Genomic DNA, 14,652 nt, shown 5'->3' on the forward strand with positions numbered 1-14,652 from the left:
AGGAAAGAAGGGCGTGGCCCTTAGGGACGGAGCGGGCCGCGGGCTAGACCTGGGCCGACTCGGTGACGGCATACTCGGCGCACAGCGCCAGCAGGCGCGGCTCGATGTCCCGGCGGCGGGGCACAAAAAGGATCACCCCGAAGTCACCGTCGCCGGGCACGACCACGACCTCGTACCACTGCGCGTGCCGGCCGATGTACTCGGCCACCGGCTGGAAGTCCGGGTGGCCGTACTCCAGGCCCGTCACGGGGTTCCTCAGCAGCGGTGCGCCGATGGCCGCCTCGGCGGCGGCGACGCTGTCGCCAGGCTCCATGATGACGACAAAGCCCTGCACGTCCGGATCGCAGATGTCTTCCTGGCACAGGTCGGCCAGGCGGTGGGTGACCAGCGCCCGCAGCCCCGCGTCTGCCACCTGGGCCATGTCCGCCTCGTCACGGATGGTCAGCATGGTCGCTTTCCTCGTGCTGGTCAGCGGCAGGGGCCGCGTTGGTCGCGCTGCGCTTGCCCTTCTTCAGCGGCTTGCCGGCGGTTGTCGCGGGGCTGGTCGAAGGTTCGGCCGTGTGCGCACTGGCGGGCGTGCCGGGCGGGAAGAGGACGGGCTCGCCCTCGTGCGCGAGCATGCCGTCTGCCCACGCCGCGCAGTCTCCCGTGCGCACCAACTTGTGCTTGACGCCCTCAGCGGGCGCCAGCAGGCCGGCGTGGACCAGCGCGGCGGCCAGGAACGGCGGGTTGTTGTTGCTGCGCCCGACGAAGGCCAGCCGCAGCAGCTTCGAGCCGAAGGGCTCCCCCGCCGGCACGTCGGCGAGGGCCGTTTCGATGTCCGCAAGGCTGACGACCTCGCGGTTCCAGTTGCCGCCGCCCCGGTTCCCGACGATGGTCAGGAAGACCTGGCTGCGGTCGGGGCTGGCGAAGACCGCGTAGCGAATCGCCGAGCTGCCGCTGAGGGTGGGGGCGTCCGCTTCGAGCAGGCGCAGGTAGCTTGTTTGCGGGCCGGGGCTGGTGGGGTTAGTGGGGTTGGCGGGGTGGGACATGGCAATACTCCAGAAAGACGAAGCCCCCGGCGACACAGGGCCGCGGGGGCTTCAAGGACGTGAGAAAAAGTAGCGAGGTCAGCCGATCGACACGTGGATGTCGATCTTGCGCTGGGCGATGGCGGTCACGACGGCCTCGGCCAGCACGGGCACGAGGATGGCGACGATCGGCCCGGCCCCAGGAATGGCGGCCAGCCCCACGCGGGAAAGCACGGAAGTGAGCATGTCAGGGGACTCCACGAGGTTGAGGGTGTAACGGGGTCAGAGCAGACCGCGCTCGGAGAACGCGAGGGGCGTGGCGTTGCCGGCCACGATGAAGTGGTCCAGCACACGCACGTCGACAAGGGCGAGTGCCTTCTTCAGCGTGTCGGTGAGGGCGACATCGGCGGTGCTGGGCTCCAGGCTGCCGGACGGGTGGTTGTGGACGAGGATGACGGCGGCCGCGTTGGCTTCGAGGGCCAGCTTGACCACCTCGCGCGGGTAGACGGACGTCTGCGACAGCGTGCCCCGGAAAAGCTCGGCGACGTCCAGGACGCGGTGCTGGGCGTCCAGCAGCACCACGGCGAAGACCTCGTGGGGCAGGTCGGCGAAGCGCAGGCGCAGCAGATCGCGAACCTTCTCGGGGCTGTCGAGGCAGTCGCCCGACTGGACGGTTTCCGCCAGTGCCCGCGTCAGCAACTCCTTGGCTGCACCGAGGATGCGCACGGCGCGGTAGTCGGCTTCGGTTTCGCAGACCTTCGGCTGGCGGGCGTGGAGGTGGAAGAGGTCGGCGAGGGGGCGACCGGCGAGGGTCTCGGCGGCGACATCACCCACCAGCAGCCCGAGCAGGGCCGAAGTGGGGAGGGAGCGAACGGTGACGGTGGGTTCAAACATGGTGCCTCCAGAAGGCCGATGCCCGGGAAGGCATCGGCGGCGTGGACGGAAAAAGCCCCGGGCACCTTGCGGTGACCGGGGAGGGCGAGCCTTGCGGATCAAAGAAATGACATGTGTTCGACGCAAGGGGCTCCTGCGCTTGCGGCAAGAGGGGGCGCGTAGCTGACCTGGGTGATCCAGCCTCCAGTCGTGCCACCGCGCGGCGGGCGTCACCGGGGCATGACGGACGGCAGCGCGGAGCGGACGAGAGGGCGCCCGTTGGTCGCTGGCCGGTTCTGGCGAGACGCGATGGTTCGTCATCGGTGTGTTCCTGCGCCTTCGACGCCAAAGGACGGCAGGTGGTCGTGCCGAACGCAATCCCGTGACTGCGGTGCGTGGGGCTGCGGGGTCGCGGGGTAGGTGGGGTCAGGGGGCTGGCTCAGCAGCGCCGGCACCCCTCGGGCGAGGCCAAAAAACCACCCCCCCTAAAGGGGGTGGTTTTTGCCCCGGTGGGGTGACCGTGCGGTCGGGGGAGGGCGAGGCTGCCGGCTCCCCGGCGAGTCGTCTGGGAAGGCATCCCCTGCGTCACCCAGAAAGCGAAACCCGAAGGCAGCCCCTTGTCACCAGACGGCAGTGCGTCGCGACGCGCTACGCGCTGCAACCTGGCCTCCGTCGTGAGCTGGCTTGGTCTGCCCCAGGGCTGCTGCTCCAAGGCCCCGTCTCGGGGACGCTAGGCGCTACGGTGGGGCTCGCGACAGCCGGCGCGGGGGTGGGCGTGCGGGGGTACGACCGGCAGAAGGGGGGGGCGACCCCGCCAGCCCCACGACCCCGCAGCCGCCGGCCAGGGGCAGGCCGTAGCTCCTGCTGCTCACCCTGTCGCCAGCGGCGTGTCGGTCCCCGGTTCGGTCAGGATCACGATCCTGGCGCGTCCCGGTGCTGACCAGACGATGACCAGGCGGTGGGCCTCAAGCAAGCGCAGCGTGTCGCCGGCCGCATCCCGAGACAGCGACCAGCGGGCCATGCTGCGACGGGTCAATGGAACGTCTGGTCGGCCGTGCATGGCGGAGAGCCAGGCGAGGAGCGCCGCAGTGTGAAGGGCTTTGGAGCGACCCGCGATGCGAGCCGCGGCCTGAAGCCAGTCGTAGCGGATGGGGCCGGTCGTGTGCCGCGAGGCGGAGACGGTGCGGATGGAGTGGTCGTCAGGAAGGTCGGGCATGGTCGAGGTGGCGGGAGGGGGACAATGCCCTGTTGGGAACAGGGGCGGCTGCCAGCCTCCAGGAGGCCCGCAAAGTGTGGGGCGTTGGCAGGGACAAGCCGGTGAGCCCCGGGGCGCCGGATTGCGCCCGGGAAGCGCCTCTCAGAGGGTTTCGTGACCGTACCGGGCGACACTCGAGGTGCGCAGGGGCATGAAATCGCCGACTTTGAAAGCAATGCTGTGTCGTGATCTTGGCCTCAAGATCGTTCAACTTGCAGCCAACGTCGATCATTTTTCAGTTGTTGACGCTGCGTTGGTTTCGTGTTTTTCTATAAAAAGATCGTGGAAACGCGATCTGCTGGAAGGCCAGCCCAATGCCCGTCGAAGTCCAACTAGAAAGTGCCGCCAGCGGAGTCAAGCACTCCGCCGGAGGTGGCAGGCGAGTACGGTTATGGCCCGCAAGACGGTGTCCCCGAAGCCCATTGTGGGCGTAGACGGGAGCGAGTCGTTTTCGCTCTTCTACACACCAACAGGTGGTCGGCGACATGACGGTGGCGCAAAAAATTCCTGAATCACATGGTCCCTGCACCGCTGTGCAGTCAATGGCATGCGCGATGTCGTGCATGCGTGTTTCCAAGGAGTTTTTAATGCGTTCATCCATGTTTGTGCCCCGCCTTTCTGACGTCAGTCCCGAGATTCGTCCTGCCAGCGGTCCGTCCCGTGCGGACACGGAAGGCGGCGGCGCCACGAATGCCGTGAAGCGTTTTGAGCAGCGTGACGATGCGCTGACGCCCGCCGCTACGCCTCGTGGTGAGTTCGGGACGGGGAGTTACGTCGAGGTCGACGAAGCGCTGTACCAGGCGCGACTGGCCGTGGCCGATATTTTTACCCGAGCTTCCGCCGGCTACGATGCACGCCCGTGCAAGGGCGAGCCGCCGGAGATTGCCTGCTACCGCCAAGAGGCGGCGTGGCTCGACAGAAAAGTTAAGGCGTGCCGCGAGGCCGAGCGCGACGATGCGCAGCAGGATGCCGGTCAGGGCATCCTCGACGAAGACATCGAAGACGTGCAGGCGGTCGAGAACGAGACACCCGAGTCGGACGACGGCGAGGCACATCAGCCGGGTGAGAAGGTGCTTGGATCGCCTGATCCGGCGTTCGCCGACGAGGTGCTCGAATGCGAGATTAAGGCGTGCCGCGAGACAGAGCGCGACGATGTGCAGCAGGATGCCGGTGAGGGCATCCTCGACGAAGACATCGAAGACGTGCAGGCGGTCGAGAACGAGACGCCAGAGTCGGACGACGGCGAGGCACATCAGCCGGGTGAGCAGGTGCTTGGGTCGCCTGATCCGGCGTTCGCCGACGATGTGTTCGAATGCGAGTGCACGCCTGCGACCCCAGTCGTCGTTGTGCGCCAGCCCGGTGCCAGCCGGAATGAAGCGGACGACATCATCGATGCGTGCCTCGCGGTGGATGACGAGTTCCTGGCCGTGGTCGGGCTGGGCGAAGACGCCGACGACGAGATCATCGATGCAGCCCTGGGTGCGCTTCACGGGGGCGACGATGCGGAAGGCGCCGCGGCGTACCGTGCGCTGGTTCAGTCCGCCCTTGAGGCCCTGAAGGTCGCGGCGCAGCACGAGGCCGAGTGCCTGGCGACACAGGCGGCCGTGAAAACGTCTCTCCCCGGGTTTCTCCAGGCCTCCGTGTTCGACTCGCCGTGGGTGAAGGCGCGCATTCCGGCAGGATTCGATCTGAAGGCCGATGGTGTCGTGAAGATTCCGGACGACGACAAGCCGCCCGTCAGACTGACAATGGCGCCGGTCTACGTGGATGGGCTCGTGCGAAGCGGGATCAGTTCGGGGTGGGCGGTCCGGGTCCGTGCCCTCAACCGGGAAAAAAAGGTGGTCGAGGTGTTCGTGTCGAACGCGGACCTTCAGGGCGGCAAGACGGCCGTCGCAAGCGAATTCGCCAATCTCGGCGTGGTCGTGCTGAAGCCTGTGGAGTTCAGCCAGTACCTCATGCTCGCCCAGGCAAGCACCGAACTGCCTTACCTGCTCGGCGTTGACAGCATGGGCTTCACGCAAGCGCCCGCCGACGATGGCGGGACGACGCTGTGTTTCGTGCTGCCCGGTGAGACGCTCTACGCCGACAGTGTCACGATGGCCGAAGACGTGGTCCTGCTGCCGAGGGCGCAGGCGGCGATTCATCGCGCATACCGGTGCCGTGGTTCTCTGGTCGAGTGGCAGGCGCTTGTGGCCCAGACCCGCGGCAACGCACTGCAGACAGTTGGTCTCGCGCTTGCCTTTGCCGCGCCTCTCCTGCCCTTCGGCAACGTCGAGGACGGCGGTGTGCACATCTACGGTCACACGTCCCGGGGAAAAACGATCGTGCTGCAACTCGCTGCAACGGTGTTCGGCAACGGTGCTGCCCGCGTGGATGGGGTCGCAGACCCCGTGCCCACCTTGGTGCGCTCGTGGCACGGAACCCAGAATGCGGTGGAGGCGATGACCGCCGAGGTCAGCGGCACGCTGGCGATCTTCGACGAGATCGGCGTGCATCGTGGACCGGTCTCGCCGTACAGCCAGACTGGCGGGCAGGGAAAGGGGCGTGCGAACAGCGCCGGACGCCTGCAGGAAGGCCAGTCCTGGCGTTCGCTGATCCTGTCCAGCGGTGAGGTGCCCACTTCGCACCACGTCGAGTCTCACGGCGGAAAGCCGATGATGGGGGGCGAGGCTGCGCGCTTGGTCGATGTGCCGGGAGACGATCTGCTGGTCGAGGGCGATGCCCAGGCGATGGAGCTGCTCAAGCGCGCCTGCGGCCGAATCTACGGCACGGCAGGGCCGGCTTTCGTGCGCTGGGTCTTGAACCGTTTCGAGGGTGACGCGGCTACGCTCACGGAAACCCTGACCGACGCGGTCGACTCCATGCGCGATGGCTTGTGCGACGAAGCCGTGCAGGCCGGTTACAAACTCCAGTCTCCGCACCTCCGGGCGATGCGCCGTCTGGCTCTGGCGGCGGTGGCAGGCCAGTGGGCGGTCGAGGCGGGCGTCCTGCCGCACAGCGCGGACGAGGTGCTGGATGCCGTTCGTTGTGTGCGGGATGCATGGCTCGGTGCCCAGGTTTTCGCGTCGCAGGCGGACCGCGCCGTAACCAAGGTTCGCGACTACGTCAGTTGCTTCCGCGGGGGGATGGCCGACACGGCGGCCTCCCGCGGCCGCCCGATGCTGCCGAGCAACTGCCGCGGCATCCTTCACGACGGTCATGTCCTGCTGACCAAGAGCAACTTCGAGGATGCATGTGGCGGATTCGATGTCGAGTCGGTCGCGCGTGCGCTGAAGGAGGCAGGCATCCTGCACACCAACGAGCCGCGGCACTTCACGGTAAAGACCTCGATCGCCGCCTTGGGTATCACCAGCGCGCGTTACTACAAGCTGAGTTTTGAGCGGCTGTTTGGCGCCGACGATGCGGGCGGGCAGAGCGACGAAGAAGTGGCTGTCGATGCAGATGTCGGCAGTGCGATGTAGGTTCCGGTGTGTTCCCGGCCCGTTTCCCTGGGCCGGGCCACAGGCACGTGTTACTTCTCCAACTTTGCCAACTCCTTCGCGAACCAGCCCGTCCAGTCCTGGTTGGGCAGCAGTCGGCCGGTGTCCTTCAGGCGTTGGAGAATCACTTGGCCACGGCGTAGGTAGTCGCGGCGAGCGTCAATGCCAAGCTCCGGGTGAGTGCCCAGGTTGGCGCAAAAGACGGCCACGTCGGTCTGCCACTGATTGTTGGCCGAGTCGCGGGTGGCCAGGGCCTCGTGGATGGCGAGGCCCTTGCGGAAGGCGTCCAGTGCCCCCGGCCCGTCGCCCTGGGCGCGGAGGACGTTGCCGATCTTGTAGTGGCTGACCGACAGGTTGCGTTGCCACTCTGTGTTGGCCGGGTCGCGGGCGGCGAGGGCATTGGCGATAGCGAGGTTCTTGCGGTAGGCGACCAGCGCCCCCGGCCCGTCGCCCTGGGTGATGAGGCTGTCGCCGATCTTTGCGTGGCTGACCGACAGGTCGTGTTGCCACTCGGTGTTAGCCGGGTCGAGGGTGGCGAGGGCCTCGGCGATAGCGAGGCCCTTGCGGTAGGGGGCCAGCGCCCCGGGCCCGTCGCCCTGGGCGCGGAGGACGTTGCCGATCCTGCTGTAGCTGATCGACAGGTCGCGTTGCCACTCGGTGTTGGCCGGGTCGAGAGTGGCGAGGGGCTCCCTGATGGCGAGGCCCTTGCGGTAGGCGTCCAGCGCCCCCGGCCCGTCGCCCTGGGCGAGGAGGACGTCGCCGATCCTTTCGTGGCTGATCGACAGGTCGCGTTGCCACTCGGTGTTGGCCGGGTCGAGAGTGGCGAGGGGCTCCCTGATGGCGAGGCCCTTGCGGTAGGCGTCCAGCGCCCCCGGCCCGTCGCCCTGGGCGAGGAGGACGTCGCCGATCTTTTCGTGGCTGACCGACAGGGCGCGTTGCCACTCGGTGTTGGCCGGGTCGAGAGTGGCGAGGGCCTCCCTGATGGCGAGGCTCTTGCGGTAGGCCTCCAGCGCCCCCGGCCCGTCGCCCTGGGCGATCAGGACGATGCCGATCCTTTCGTGACTGGCCGACAGGTCGTGCTGTGCATCGCCGTCCCGTGGGTTGTCGGCGCTGCGCGTCTTGGCTAAAGTGGCGCCGTGGCGATATGCCTTCAGGGCGGCATCCAGATTTCCAAGGGCGCGCTGCAGGTCGCCGATGTGGTAATAGGTCGAGATGTCGTCGGGGGCGTGGCGGGCGGCGCGCTCGTAGGCGGCCAAGGCAGCCCGGGCGTCCTGTCCGGACAGCAGGGCACCCTGCTGGCGAGCCAGGGCCGCGGCTTCAAGACGTGCTTCGCGGGCCTCGACTTCGCTGCGCTGGGCCCGTTCGGCGGCCGCATGCTCCCGCTCGGCGAGCAGTGCCCCGGCTGGGTGGGCGTCACCTTTTTCCAGTCCTGCGACTGCGGCTTTGGAAGCAGGCGTTGCGTTGGGCTCCCGGCTCGCGGCAACGGTGGTACGGACTGCCTCTGCCAGTTGGCGCTTTAGGGCTTCGTTTTCGCGCTTCAGGGCGTCGGCTTCAGCCTGGCTGCGGTTGATCTGGCCTTTGAGAAAATCATCCCCCTTCTGCCGTTTGAGCAATTCGGCGAGCAGGCGCTGAACTTGGGGGTCGTCGAGGCGAACGGTATTGTGGTCGCCAATGATGTTGATGGCCGTGCCGCCGCCCGTTGCGCTTGCCTTCTGTTGGGCGCTGGCGCCGGTCGAGATCAGCGCGAGCAGGACCGACAGGAGGATCGAAGTGGCACGCATGGCGGCTAGCGCTTGGCGGGGAGGGAAACGTTGTTTCCATCGCCCTTGATGTTCACCGCAGTGCCACCGGAGCTGGCTTCAGCGCGCTGAGACGCTTCCGGTACAGAGGGTGGTGGAGCTTGAGCAGGTGTCGGTGTAGGGGCGGCGGGGTGGCTGGCGGCAGGAGCGGTTGCCGGCAGAACTTCCTTTTTGCCGAGCACACCTAGCTGTACCAGGAGCGCGACGGCTCCGGCGATGCCCGCGCCCACAAACGCTAGGGTCTTCTGGTTGTCCGTGTTGCTGAGCCATCGCCACAATGCCATCGGATACTCCCCGGGAGACCTGATCTACTTCAGCTTAGAGCATGCTAGCACTGTAGCCAAAATGAGTTGTGTGATCCCAAGAGTAAAACGCCGCCCGATGTGTGCGTGGCGGGGGCGAGTCGGCACTGTTGGGGGACTGGCCCGGTCGTTCTCCGGTTGTCGCCATTGGATTTTTTGGTGTTTGGAAGGCGGATGGGGCCTCTACTCTCGTTCGCGCTGAACGGGATTACCCCGACGACCGGGAGCCGGAATGCCGGTCTTTCGCCGGAGAACGGGGCGAAAATCGCCTTCCTCGGTGCGTCGAGCCGACTTGGTCGATGCCGCCCGCGGGCAGTAGCGCTTGGCTTCCCCGGCACGCCCCGGGGATGGGCTTAAGGATGATGGCGATTCCGGCGTGAGCCGGGGAGTGCATCTAGGGCAGGATCGAAACCGGTGCTGACGCCGGAGATTGTGCCAATGGCATGTGTGCGTTGTCTTGAAAATCCGCGTGTCCGTGGTTCGATTCCGCGACTGGCCACCAAAGATTCAAGTAAAAACGCCGACCCAAGTGGTCGGCGTTTTTGCGTTCACGCGGCTGAAATGCTGGGGCCAGTGGGCGCCGGGGGCGGTCGTGCCGCTGGCGCCCCGGGAACCGCGTCTCAATATTGCAGCAGCAGATTCAGATTGCTCGTGAAGTCCACGTCCGATACGAGTACCGGGGTCAGCTGGTTCGAGGTGTTGATGCGGTATTGCCTGGAGACGGTCCGGGTGTGGGCGCCGGAGGCGCTGTAGTAGAGGCTGGTGACCGATACGAGGGCAGTGGTGGCAGTGTCGGCGGCGAGGCTGTAGGTGGTGCGCATGGTGCCGATGAGGCCGGTCCTGGTGCTGTCGGCGTAGCGGGTGGCGGTGAAGAGGGTGCCGAGGTCGCCGACGCGGGCGGCGGTCGGGATGGTGGGGGTGCCCTGGATCACCGTGTATTCGCTGGTGCTGGCGCTGCCCTTGGGGACGTAGTTGGTGTCGGTCCAGTCGGTGGCGGAGGATGCGAGAGGCAGCGTGATGCCATTGACCACGACGCTGCCGCTGACGGTGGTGGTGCGCTGCAGGGCTGCGGTGCCTTCGAAAGTGCCCGCGGTGACGCTGCCGGCAGTTTCGATGCCGCTGCCGGTGACGGCGAAGCCGTTCGAGGTGCCGCTCACGCTGAAATTGCGTACGGAAGGCGTGACGAACTCGCTGCGCTGGGCGCTCTGCAGATTGAAGCTGGCATCGGATGCCACCGGTGCGGGGGTGTTGCCGCCTCCGCCCCCGCAGGCGGTGAGCGTCAGGGCGCAGGAGAAGGATACGAGGAGGGTTTTGTGCTGCGTGTTCATGATGTTAGGGCCGCCGGTGAGTGATTGGGTCAATCCAAAATGATACTTTCCAAATGGGATTTATGGCGAAACGCATATGCATTTCGAGGTATTTGCGCTGCCCGAACTGGTCGCCCTGATGGATGTGGGCAGGGTGACCAGCGGCGCCCGCCCGATCCTGCCAAATCCGGTCGGCCGCGCCCGGTTTTCTTCCCTTTGTAGCGGCGGTTGCCGGACGGCTTGCGCCGGTGGCTGTGTTGCCTTGCCCCCTGATCTGGTGCGGATATCCGGCCTGCCTGCGGCTGCCGGAGCGCTCTCCGACGCTCGGCGGGGCCGCTCAAGTTGCTCCCGATTTTGCCGTACAGGCAGATGGACCAGAAATGGCGCAATGGCAGTGAGTTGCCGTTCCGGGAGGTCACTGCCGTTCCGGGACTGAGAGGGGTAAAGGTAGGGATCGTGTTTTGTGGAAAGTTGAAGGCGCAGCTCGAGGCAGCGGAGGCGAGGCTGGTCGAGCAGATGGCGGTCAGCCGCGCGCTGGATCGTTCTTCGGCGGTCGTCGAGCTGAGCCCGGACGGCCTGGTGCTCTCGGCCAACGACAACTTCTGCGCGGTGATGGGCGTCCGCCGGGACGACATCGTCGGCCAGAAACACGCCAGCCTGTGCGACGACGACTATGCGCGCAGCGCGGCCTACCAGCAGTTCTGGGCCGATCTGCGCGCTGGCAAGTATTTTCAGGGACGTTTCCGGCGGCGCCACGGCTCGGGCCGCGTCGTCTGGCTGGAGGCGACCTACAACCCGGTGGCCGACGAGAAGACCGGGCAGATCGTGAAGGTGATCAAGTTTGCCGCCGATGTGACCCGGAGCGTCGAGGAGGCGGCCCGGATGACGGCGCTGGTGAAGGCGATCGAACGGTCGATGGCGGTGATCGAGTTCGCCCCGGATGGCACCATCCTGCGCGCCAACGATAACTTCCTGGGCACCATGGGTTACACCGAGCGCGAGGTCGTCGGGCGCCCGCACCGGATGTTCTGCCTGCCGGATCTGGCCGACAGCGTCGGCTACGAGAACTTCTGGCGCGACCTGCGGGCCGGGCGCTTCTTCACCGGGCAGTTCTGTCGGCTCAACAAGCGCGGCGATCAGGTCTGGCTGGAGGCGAGCTACAACCCGGTGTTCGACGAAGACGGGCGGGTGGTGCGGATCGTCAAGACGGCGTCCGACGTCACCGCCCAGGTGCAGCGCTATCACGCCGAAAAGGAAAGCACGGCGATGGCCTCGGCCGCCGCGCTGGAGACCGAGAAGATTTCCGCCGACGGCGAGGCGATCATCCTCGAGACGGTGGCCAAGATCCTGCAGATATCCCGGTCCGTGGATGACGCGGCGGTGCAGGTGGCGGCGCTGGGGCAGCGGACTTCCGAGATCTCGCTGATCACCAGGACGATCAAGGAGATCGCCGACCAGACCAACCTGCTGGCCCTCAACGCCGCCATCGAGGCGGCGAGGGCGGGCGAATCGGGGCGCGGCTTCGCGGTGGTGGCCGATGAAGTGCGCAAGCTGGCCGAGCGCACGGCCAAGTCCACCGAGGAGATCACCGGCATGGTCGTGGCGATCCAGACCGAGAACAACGCGGTGACGGCGAACATGAACGCCAACCTCACCGAGGTGGCGGCCGGCGTCGCCCTCGCCAACCGGGCCGGCGAGGCCATCAAGCTGATCCGCCAGGATGCCCGTCGGGTGGTGGATGTGATCCGCGACCTTTCGGAGACCGTCGGCGCCGATGCGCGTCCGGGGTGATGCGGGAGGTGCGTTGAGGCGCGTCGTCGGCGGACGGCGTGGTTTGAAGCCAGAACGCCGGCCTGCGGGTCGGCGTTCTGGCGTTTAGGCGGGTGAAGCCCGGGCGCTTGTCGGCGGCGCCCGTCGTGTCGAGGACGTTGCTGCCTGATCGGCGGCCGAGGCCCGCGGCGCCGGCGAGCGGCATGAGCAGGGTGGTTGCCGGCGCGCCCTGCGGGTCATATCCTTCAGCCCCTCGCGTTGCCCCGGCTCCCGGCGGCAGGGCCGAGGCCGTAACGTGTGGAGTGAATCTGAATGGCTGCCCCCGGTTTTTTCAATGTGGACGTGGATCGTCTGGATACCTGGACCCGTTATCGCAGCGGCTTGTGCAATGACTGCGCGGCCAACTGCTGCACGATGCCGGTGGAGGTGCGGCTGGCGGATCTGGTGCGTCTGGAGGTGGTGGATGCCTTCGAGGCGGAGCACGAGGCGCCCAAGCAGATCGCCCGGCGGCTCACCAAGGCCGGGCTGGTGGGGCATTTCAATTTCCGCAACAGCATCTTCACCCTGGCCCGGCGGGCCAGCGGGGATTGCCTGTTTCTGGATGCGACCACCCGCCGTTGCACGGTGTACGAGCGGCGCCCCGACACCTGCCGCAAGCACCCGCAGGTGGGGCCGCGGCCGGGTTACTGCGCCTACGGGCCGCGGGCGAAGGGCGTGTGAGGATCTGCGGTGGGCGCGGCGGGACGGCAGGCCCCGCCCGCGCAGGATGAGCGCCGCGTCGAGCCGGCCCATGACTCAGGCCTTCCTGCAGGCAGGCCTGCCGGCTCGGGCCGGCTGCGCGCGACCCATCGCCGTACCAAGACGCTGGCCTGATCGGTAGCCCGGCTCAGCGGCCGGGGCGCGAGGGGGCTGCGCTCGGTCCATGCCGCGGCAACAAGGCTTGCTGGCACGGCGGGCGCTGCGCTTTGGGGATGTCCGGGAAGTGGACTTGGGCGAAGGGGCTGTCGGAAGCCCCGCCGGGGCTTTGGATCCTTGGCAGCGCCCCGATTCGAGGGCCTGTCCCGGCGCGGAGCGGTAGCGCACCGCGCCGATTGTGGCTGGCGTGGGCTCAGAAGGAATACGTGGCCATGAACCACAGCCTCGGGCTGCGGTCGCTGGTGTCGGCGGATGCCGGGCCGCCACGGGTGCGCCAGGCCAGGGTGCTGTCGATGCTCCACTGCTTGTAGTCGACCCGGACGCCCGCGCCGCCGCCGGCGATGCTGCGGCTGGTGCTGGAGGCGCTATCCCACGGGCGGGCGTTGGTGTCGCTGCGGCCGGCGTCGTAGAAGACGAAGGGGGTGTAGGGGCCGGCGAGATAGCGCAGCTCGACCTGACCCAGCCAGCCGCGGTCGCCCATGCCCTCGCCGAGCGGGTAGGCGCGCACGCCGTAGATGCCGCCGAGGCCGAAGCGCTCGGAGGAATCCAGGTTCTGGCTGGTCCATTGGGCCGAGTAGCGGCCGTACAGCGCGAAGTCGCCGGGCAGCTTCTGGATGCGGGCGATGTCGAGGTTGTACTTGTTGAAGTGGCCGGCGGTCTGGGCGGTGGTGGCGTCGGTGGTAGCGAAGGCGCCGTTCAGGTTGAGGTTGCCGCTCGTCCAGGTGGCCATGCCGTAGGTGATGCCGCCGCCGCCAAAACGGTCGCGGTGGTCGAACTGCACGGCTACCGGCCAGCTGTTGCTGGATTTCTCGTTGACGGTGCCGGTGGCGCCGTAGCGGTCTTCGAGCTTTTTGTTCTGGTAGGCGCCGGACACCGTGACGTTGGAGGCCTGGGAGCGCAGCAGCGGGTAGCTCAGGCGCGCGGTGGCGGTCTTGGCGAAGCCGGTGGCGTCGAGGGCGGCAAACTGCCCGCCGAGCTGGTAGTAGTTGTCGCCGTAGCCGATCTGGCCGCGCAGGCCGGAGCCGCCGATGGGGGCCTCGTAATCCACCGAGCCGAGCCACATGCTGTGGTCGCTGACCATGCCGCGCAGGGTCAGGCGGTCGCCGAAGAGCATCCGGCTGTTGGCGTTGAGGGTGGCCTGGAAACGGTGCTCGCCGGTGTAGCGGCTGCCGGCGTTGTCGATGCCGATCTGGCCGGAGTAGTTGGATTCACGCTCGACCTTGACATTCAGGTCGCCGGCGCCGGTCTGCTGGCCCGGGCTGATGACGGGCATGATCTTGATCCCCGGCTGGTTGCCGAGGATGAGCATGGCGCGTTCGAGCTCGGTGCTCTCGATCATCTCGCCGGTACGCAGGGGGCCGAGGAACTTCTGGCTGCCGCTGGCGAGCCAGGGGTCGGATGAAGTGGTCGTCGCGGTGCCGTAGCGCCCTTCGAGCACCTGAATGCGCAGCACGCGGTCCTTCATGTCCTGGGGCGGGATGACGCTGCGGGTGAAGGGGTAGCCCTTGCTGCGGTAATGGGTGGTGATGCGGTCGGCCAGCTCGCGCAGGCCGGCGAGGTCGAAGTGCTTGCCGGAGACGTCGCCGATGGCGGCGGTGAGGGTGGGCTGGTCGAACAGCGTGTTGCCGGTGATCGCGACGGTGTTCAGCGTCACCTGGGCGCCGCCGGGCAGGGTGACGGCGGCGCTGGCCGGCATCCGGATCTCGGGCACCTTGCTGGCGTCGGGCTGGGCCGCCGGGCGCTTCACCTCCTGGAGGATCTGGCCGGCGTCCGGCGCGGTCTGCGCGAAGGCGGGCAGGGACAGCAGGGCAAGGCTTAGGCTCGAGGGCAGGAGTCTGGTGGTCATTTTTTTCATGGCATCAATGGGGTTGCAGTGGCGCGTGATGGACGGGCCCGGATCAGCTGGCGCCTTGCGGCGCGCGGCAGTCCGGGGCGGGGCTCG

The 14,652-nt window shown here is 67.4% G+C and carries 11 protein-coding genes, 1 tRNA gene and 1 pseudogene; 5 read left to right on the forward strand and 8 right to left on the reverse strand.

What is annotated here, in order from left to right; all coding sequences use genetic code 11:
* Positions 1-43: 43 nt before the first annotated feature.
* The 5 genes from QQK25_RS04205 to QQK25_RS04225 form a co-directional block, all read right to left on the reverse strand.
* On the reverse strand, positions 44-448 hold the full coding sequence (locus QQK25_RS04205) for a hypothetical protein (RefSeq protein ID WP_284186814.1): 405 nt from the start codon (positions 446-448) through the stop codon (positions 44-46).
* Positions 432-1,031, reverse strand: coding sequence for a hypothetical protein (locus tag QQK25_RS04210; protein WP_284186815.1), 600 nt, complete (start codon positions 1,029-1,031; stop codon positions 432-434). The genes QQK25_RS04205 and QQK25_RS04210 overlap by 17 nt, the downstream gene beginning before the upstream one ends.
* A 78-nt stretch (positions 1,032-1,109) precedes the next feature.
* Positions 1,110-1,256 carry a hypothetical protein gene (locus QQK25_RS04215; protein ID WP_284186816.1) on the reverse strand — a complete coding sequence of 49 codons (147 nt, stop codon included), beginning with the start codon at positions 1,254-1,256 and terminating at the stop codon, positions 1,110-1,112.
* 36 nt (positions 1,257-1,292) lie between these two features.
* Entirely contained in the window at positions 1,293-1,904 is a 612-nt protein-coding gene (locus tag QQK25_RS04220; RefSeq protein WP_438696421.1) for a JAB domain-containing protein, read from the reverse strand.
* A gap of 847 nt (positions 1,905-2,751) precedes the next feature.
* Positions 2,752-3,099 (reverse strand): hypothetical protein, encoded by a 348-nt coding sequence (locus QQK25_RS04225; RefSeq protein WP_284186817.1) that lies wholly within the window; start codon positions 3,097-3,099, stop codon positions 2,752-2,754.
* A gap of 626 nt (positions 3,100-3,725) precedes the next feature.
* Here QQK25_RS04225 and QQK25_RS04230 point away from each other — a divergent pair.
* A complete protein-coding gene (locus QQK25_RS04230; protein WP_284186818.1) occupies positions 3,726-6,599 on the forward strand; it encodes a DUF927 domain-containing protein in 2,874 nt (957 codons plus the stop codon).
* Positions 6,600-6,649: 50 nt separating this feature from the next.
* On the opposite strand, the gene QQK25_RS04235 is transcribed toward QQK25_RS04230, so the two are convergent.
* Entirely contained in the window at positions 6,650-8,398 is a 1,749-nt protein-coding gene (locus QQK25_RS04235; RefSeq protein ID WP_284186819.1) for a tetratricopeptide repeat protein, read from the reverse strand.
* A gap of 750 nt (positions 8,399-9,148) precedes the next feature.
* Between QQK25_RS04235 and QQK25_RS04240 the strand changes: the two genes are divergently transcribed.
* Positions 9,149-9,220, forward strand: a tRNA-Ser gene (locus QQK25_RS04240).
* Between the two features lie 118 nt (positions 9,221-9,338).
* Here QQK25_RS04240 and QQK25_RS04245 read toward each other — a convergent pair.
* Positions 9,339-10,046 carry a hypothetical protein gene (locus QQK25_RS04245; protein ID WP_284186820.1) on the reverse strand — a complete coding sequence of 236 codons (708 nt, stop codon included), beginning with the start codon at positions 10,044-10,046 and terminating at the stop codon, positions 9,339-9,341.
* A gap of 495 nt (positions 10,047-10,541) precedes the next feature.
* On the opposite strand from QQK25_RS04245, the pseudogene QQK25_RS24300 reads away from it, so the two are divergent.
* The 3 genes and pseudogenes from QQK25_RS24300 to QQK25_RS04255 all read left to right on the forward strand — a co-directional run.
* Positions 10,542-11,249: pseudogene (locus QQK25_RS24300) on the forward strand (PAS domain-containing protein); the annotation flags it as partial.
* Positions 11,250-11,291: 42 nt separating this feature from the next.
* Positions 11,292-11,816, forward strand: a complete 525-nt coding sequence (locus QQK25_RS24305) for a methyl-accepting chemotaxis protein (RefSeq protein ID WP_438696422.1) — start codon at positions 11,292-11,294, stop codon at positions 11,814-11,816.
* Between the two features lie 291 nt (positions 11,817-12,107).
* Entirely contained in the window at positions 12,108-12,515 is a 408-nt protein-coding gene (locus QQK25_RS04255) for a YkgJ family cysteine cluster protein (protein ID WP_153162705.1), read from the forward strand.
* Positions 12,516-12,903: 388 nt separating this feature from the next.
* Here QQK25_RS04255 and QQK25_RS04260 read toward each other — a convergent pair whose 3' ends face one another.
* Positions 12,904-14,556, reverse strand: a complete 1,653-nt coding sequence (locus QQK25_RS04260) for a ShlB/FhaC/HecB family hemolysin secretion/activation protein (RefSeq protein WP_284186822.1) — start codon at positions 14,554-14,556, stop codon at positions 12,904-12,906.
* Positions 14,557-14,652: the final 96 nt, after the last annotated feature.

It is taken from the genome of Zoogloea oryzae, assembly GCF_030161255.1.
GTDB classification, from domain to species: Bacteria; Pseudomonadota; Gammaproteobacteria; order Burkholderiales; family Rhodocyclaceae; genus Zoogloea; species Zoogloea oryzae.

Coding starts and splice junctions, on each gene's coding strand:
- QQK25_RS04205 (WP_284186814.1), bottom strand. CDS start 448: ATGCTGACCATCCGTGACGAGGCGGACATGGCCCAGGTGGCAGACGCG.
- QQK25_RS04210 (WP_284186815.1), bottom strand. CDS start 1,031: ATGTCCCACCCCGCCAACCCCACTAACCCCACCAGCCCCGGCCCGCAA.
- QQK25_RS04255 (WP_153162705.1), top strand. CDS start 12,108: ATGGCTGCCCCCGGTTTTTTCAATGTGGACGTGGATCGTCTGGATACC.
- QQK25_RS04235 (WP_284186819.1), bottom strand. CDS start 8,398: ATGCGTGCCACTTCGATCCTCCTGTCGGTCCTGCTCGCGCTGATCTCG.
- QQK25_RS24305 (WP_438696422.1), top strand. CDS start 11,292: ATGGCCTCGGCCGCCGCGCTGGAGACCGAGAAGATTTCCGCCGACGGC.
- QQK25_RS04215 (WP_284186816.1), bottom strand. CDS start 1,256: ATGCTCACTTCCGTGCTTTCCCGCGTGGGGCTGGCCGCCATTCCTGGG.
- QQK25_RS04230 (WP_284186818.1), top strand. CDS start 3,726: ATGCGTTCATCCATGTTTGTGCCCCGCCTTTCTGACGTCAGTCCCGAG.
- QQK25_RS04225 (WP_284186817.1), bottom strand. CDS start 3,099: ATGCCCGACCTTCCTGACGACCACTCCATCCGCACCGTCTCCGCCTCG.
- QQK25_RS04260 (WP_284186822.1), bottom strand. CDS start 14,556: ATGACCACCAGACTCCTGCCCTCGAGCCTAAGCCTTGCCCTGCTGTCC.
- QQK25_RS04245 (WP_284186820.1), bottom strand. CDS start 10,046: ATGAACACGCAGCACAAAACCCTCCTCGTATCCTTCTCCTGCGCCCTG.
- QQK25_RS04220 (WP_438696421.1), bottom strand. CDS start 1,904: ATGTTTGAACCCACCGTCACCGTTCGCTCCCTCCCCACTTCGGCCCTG.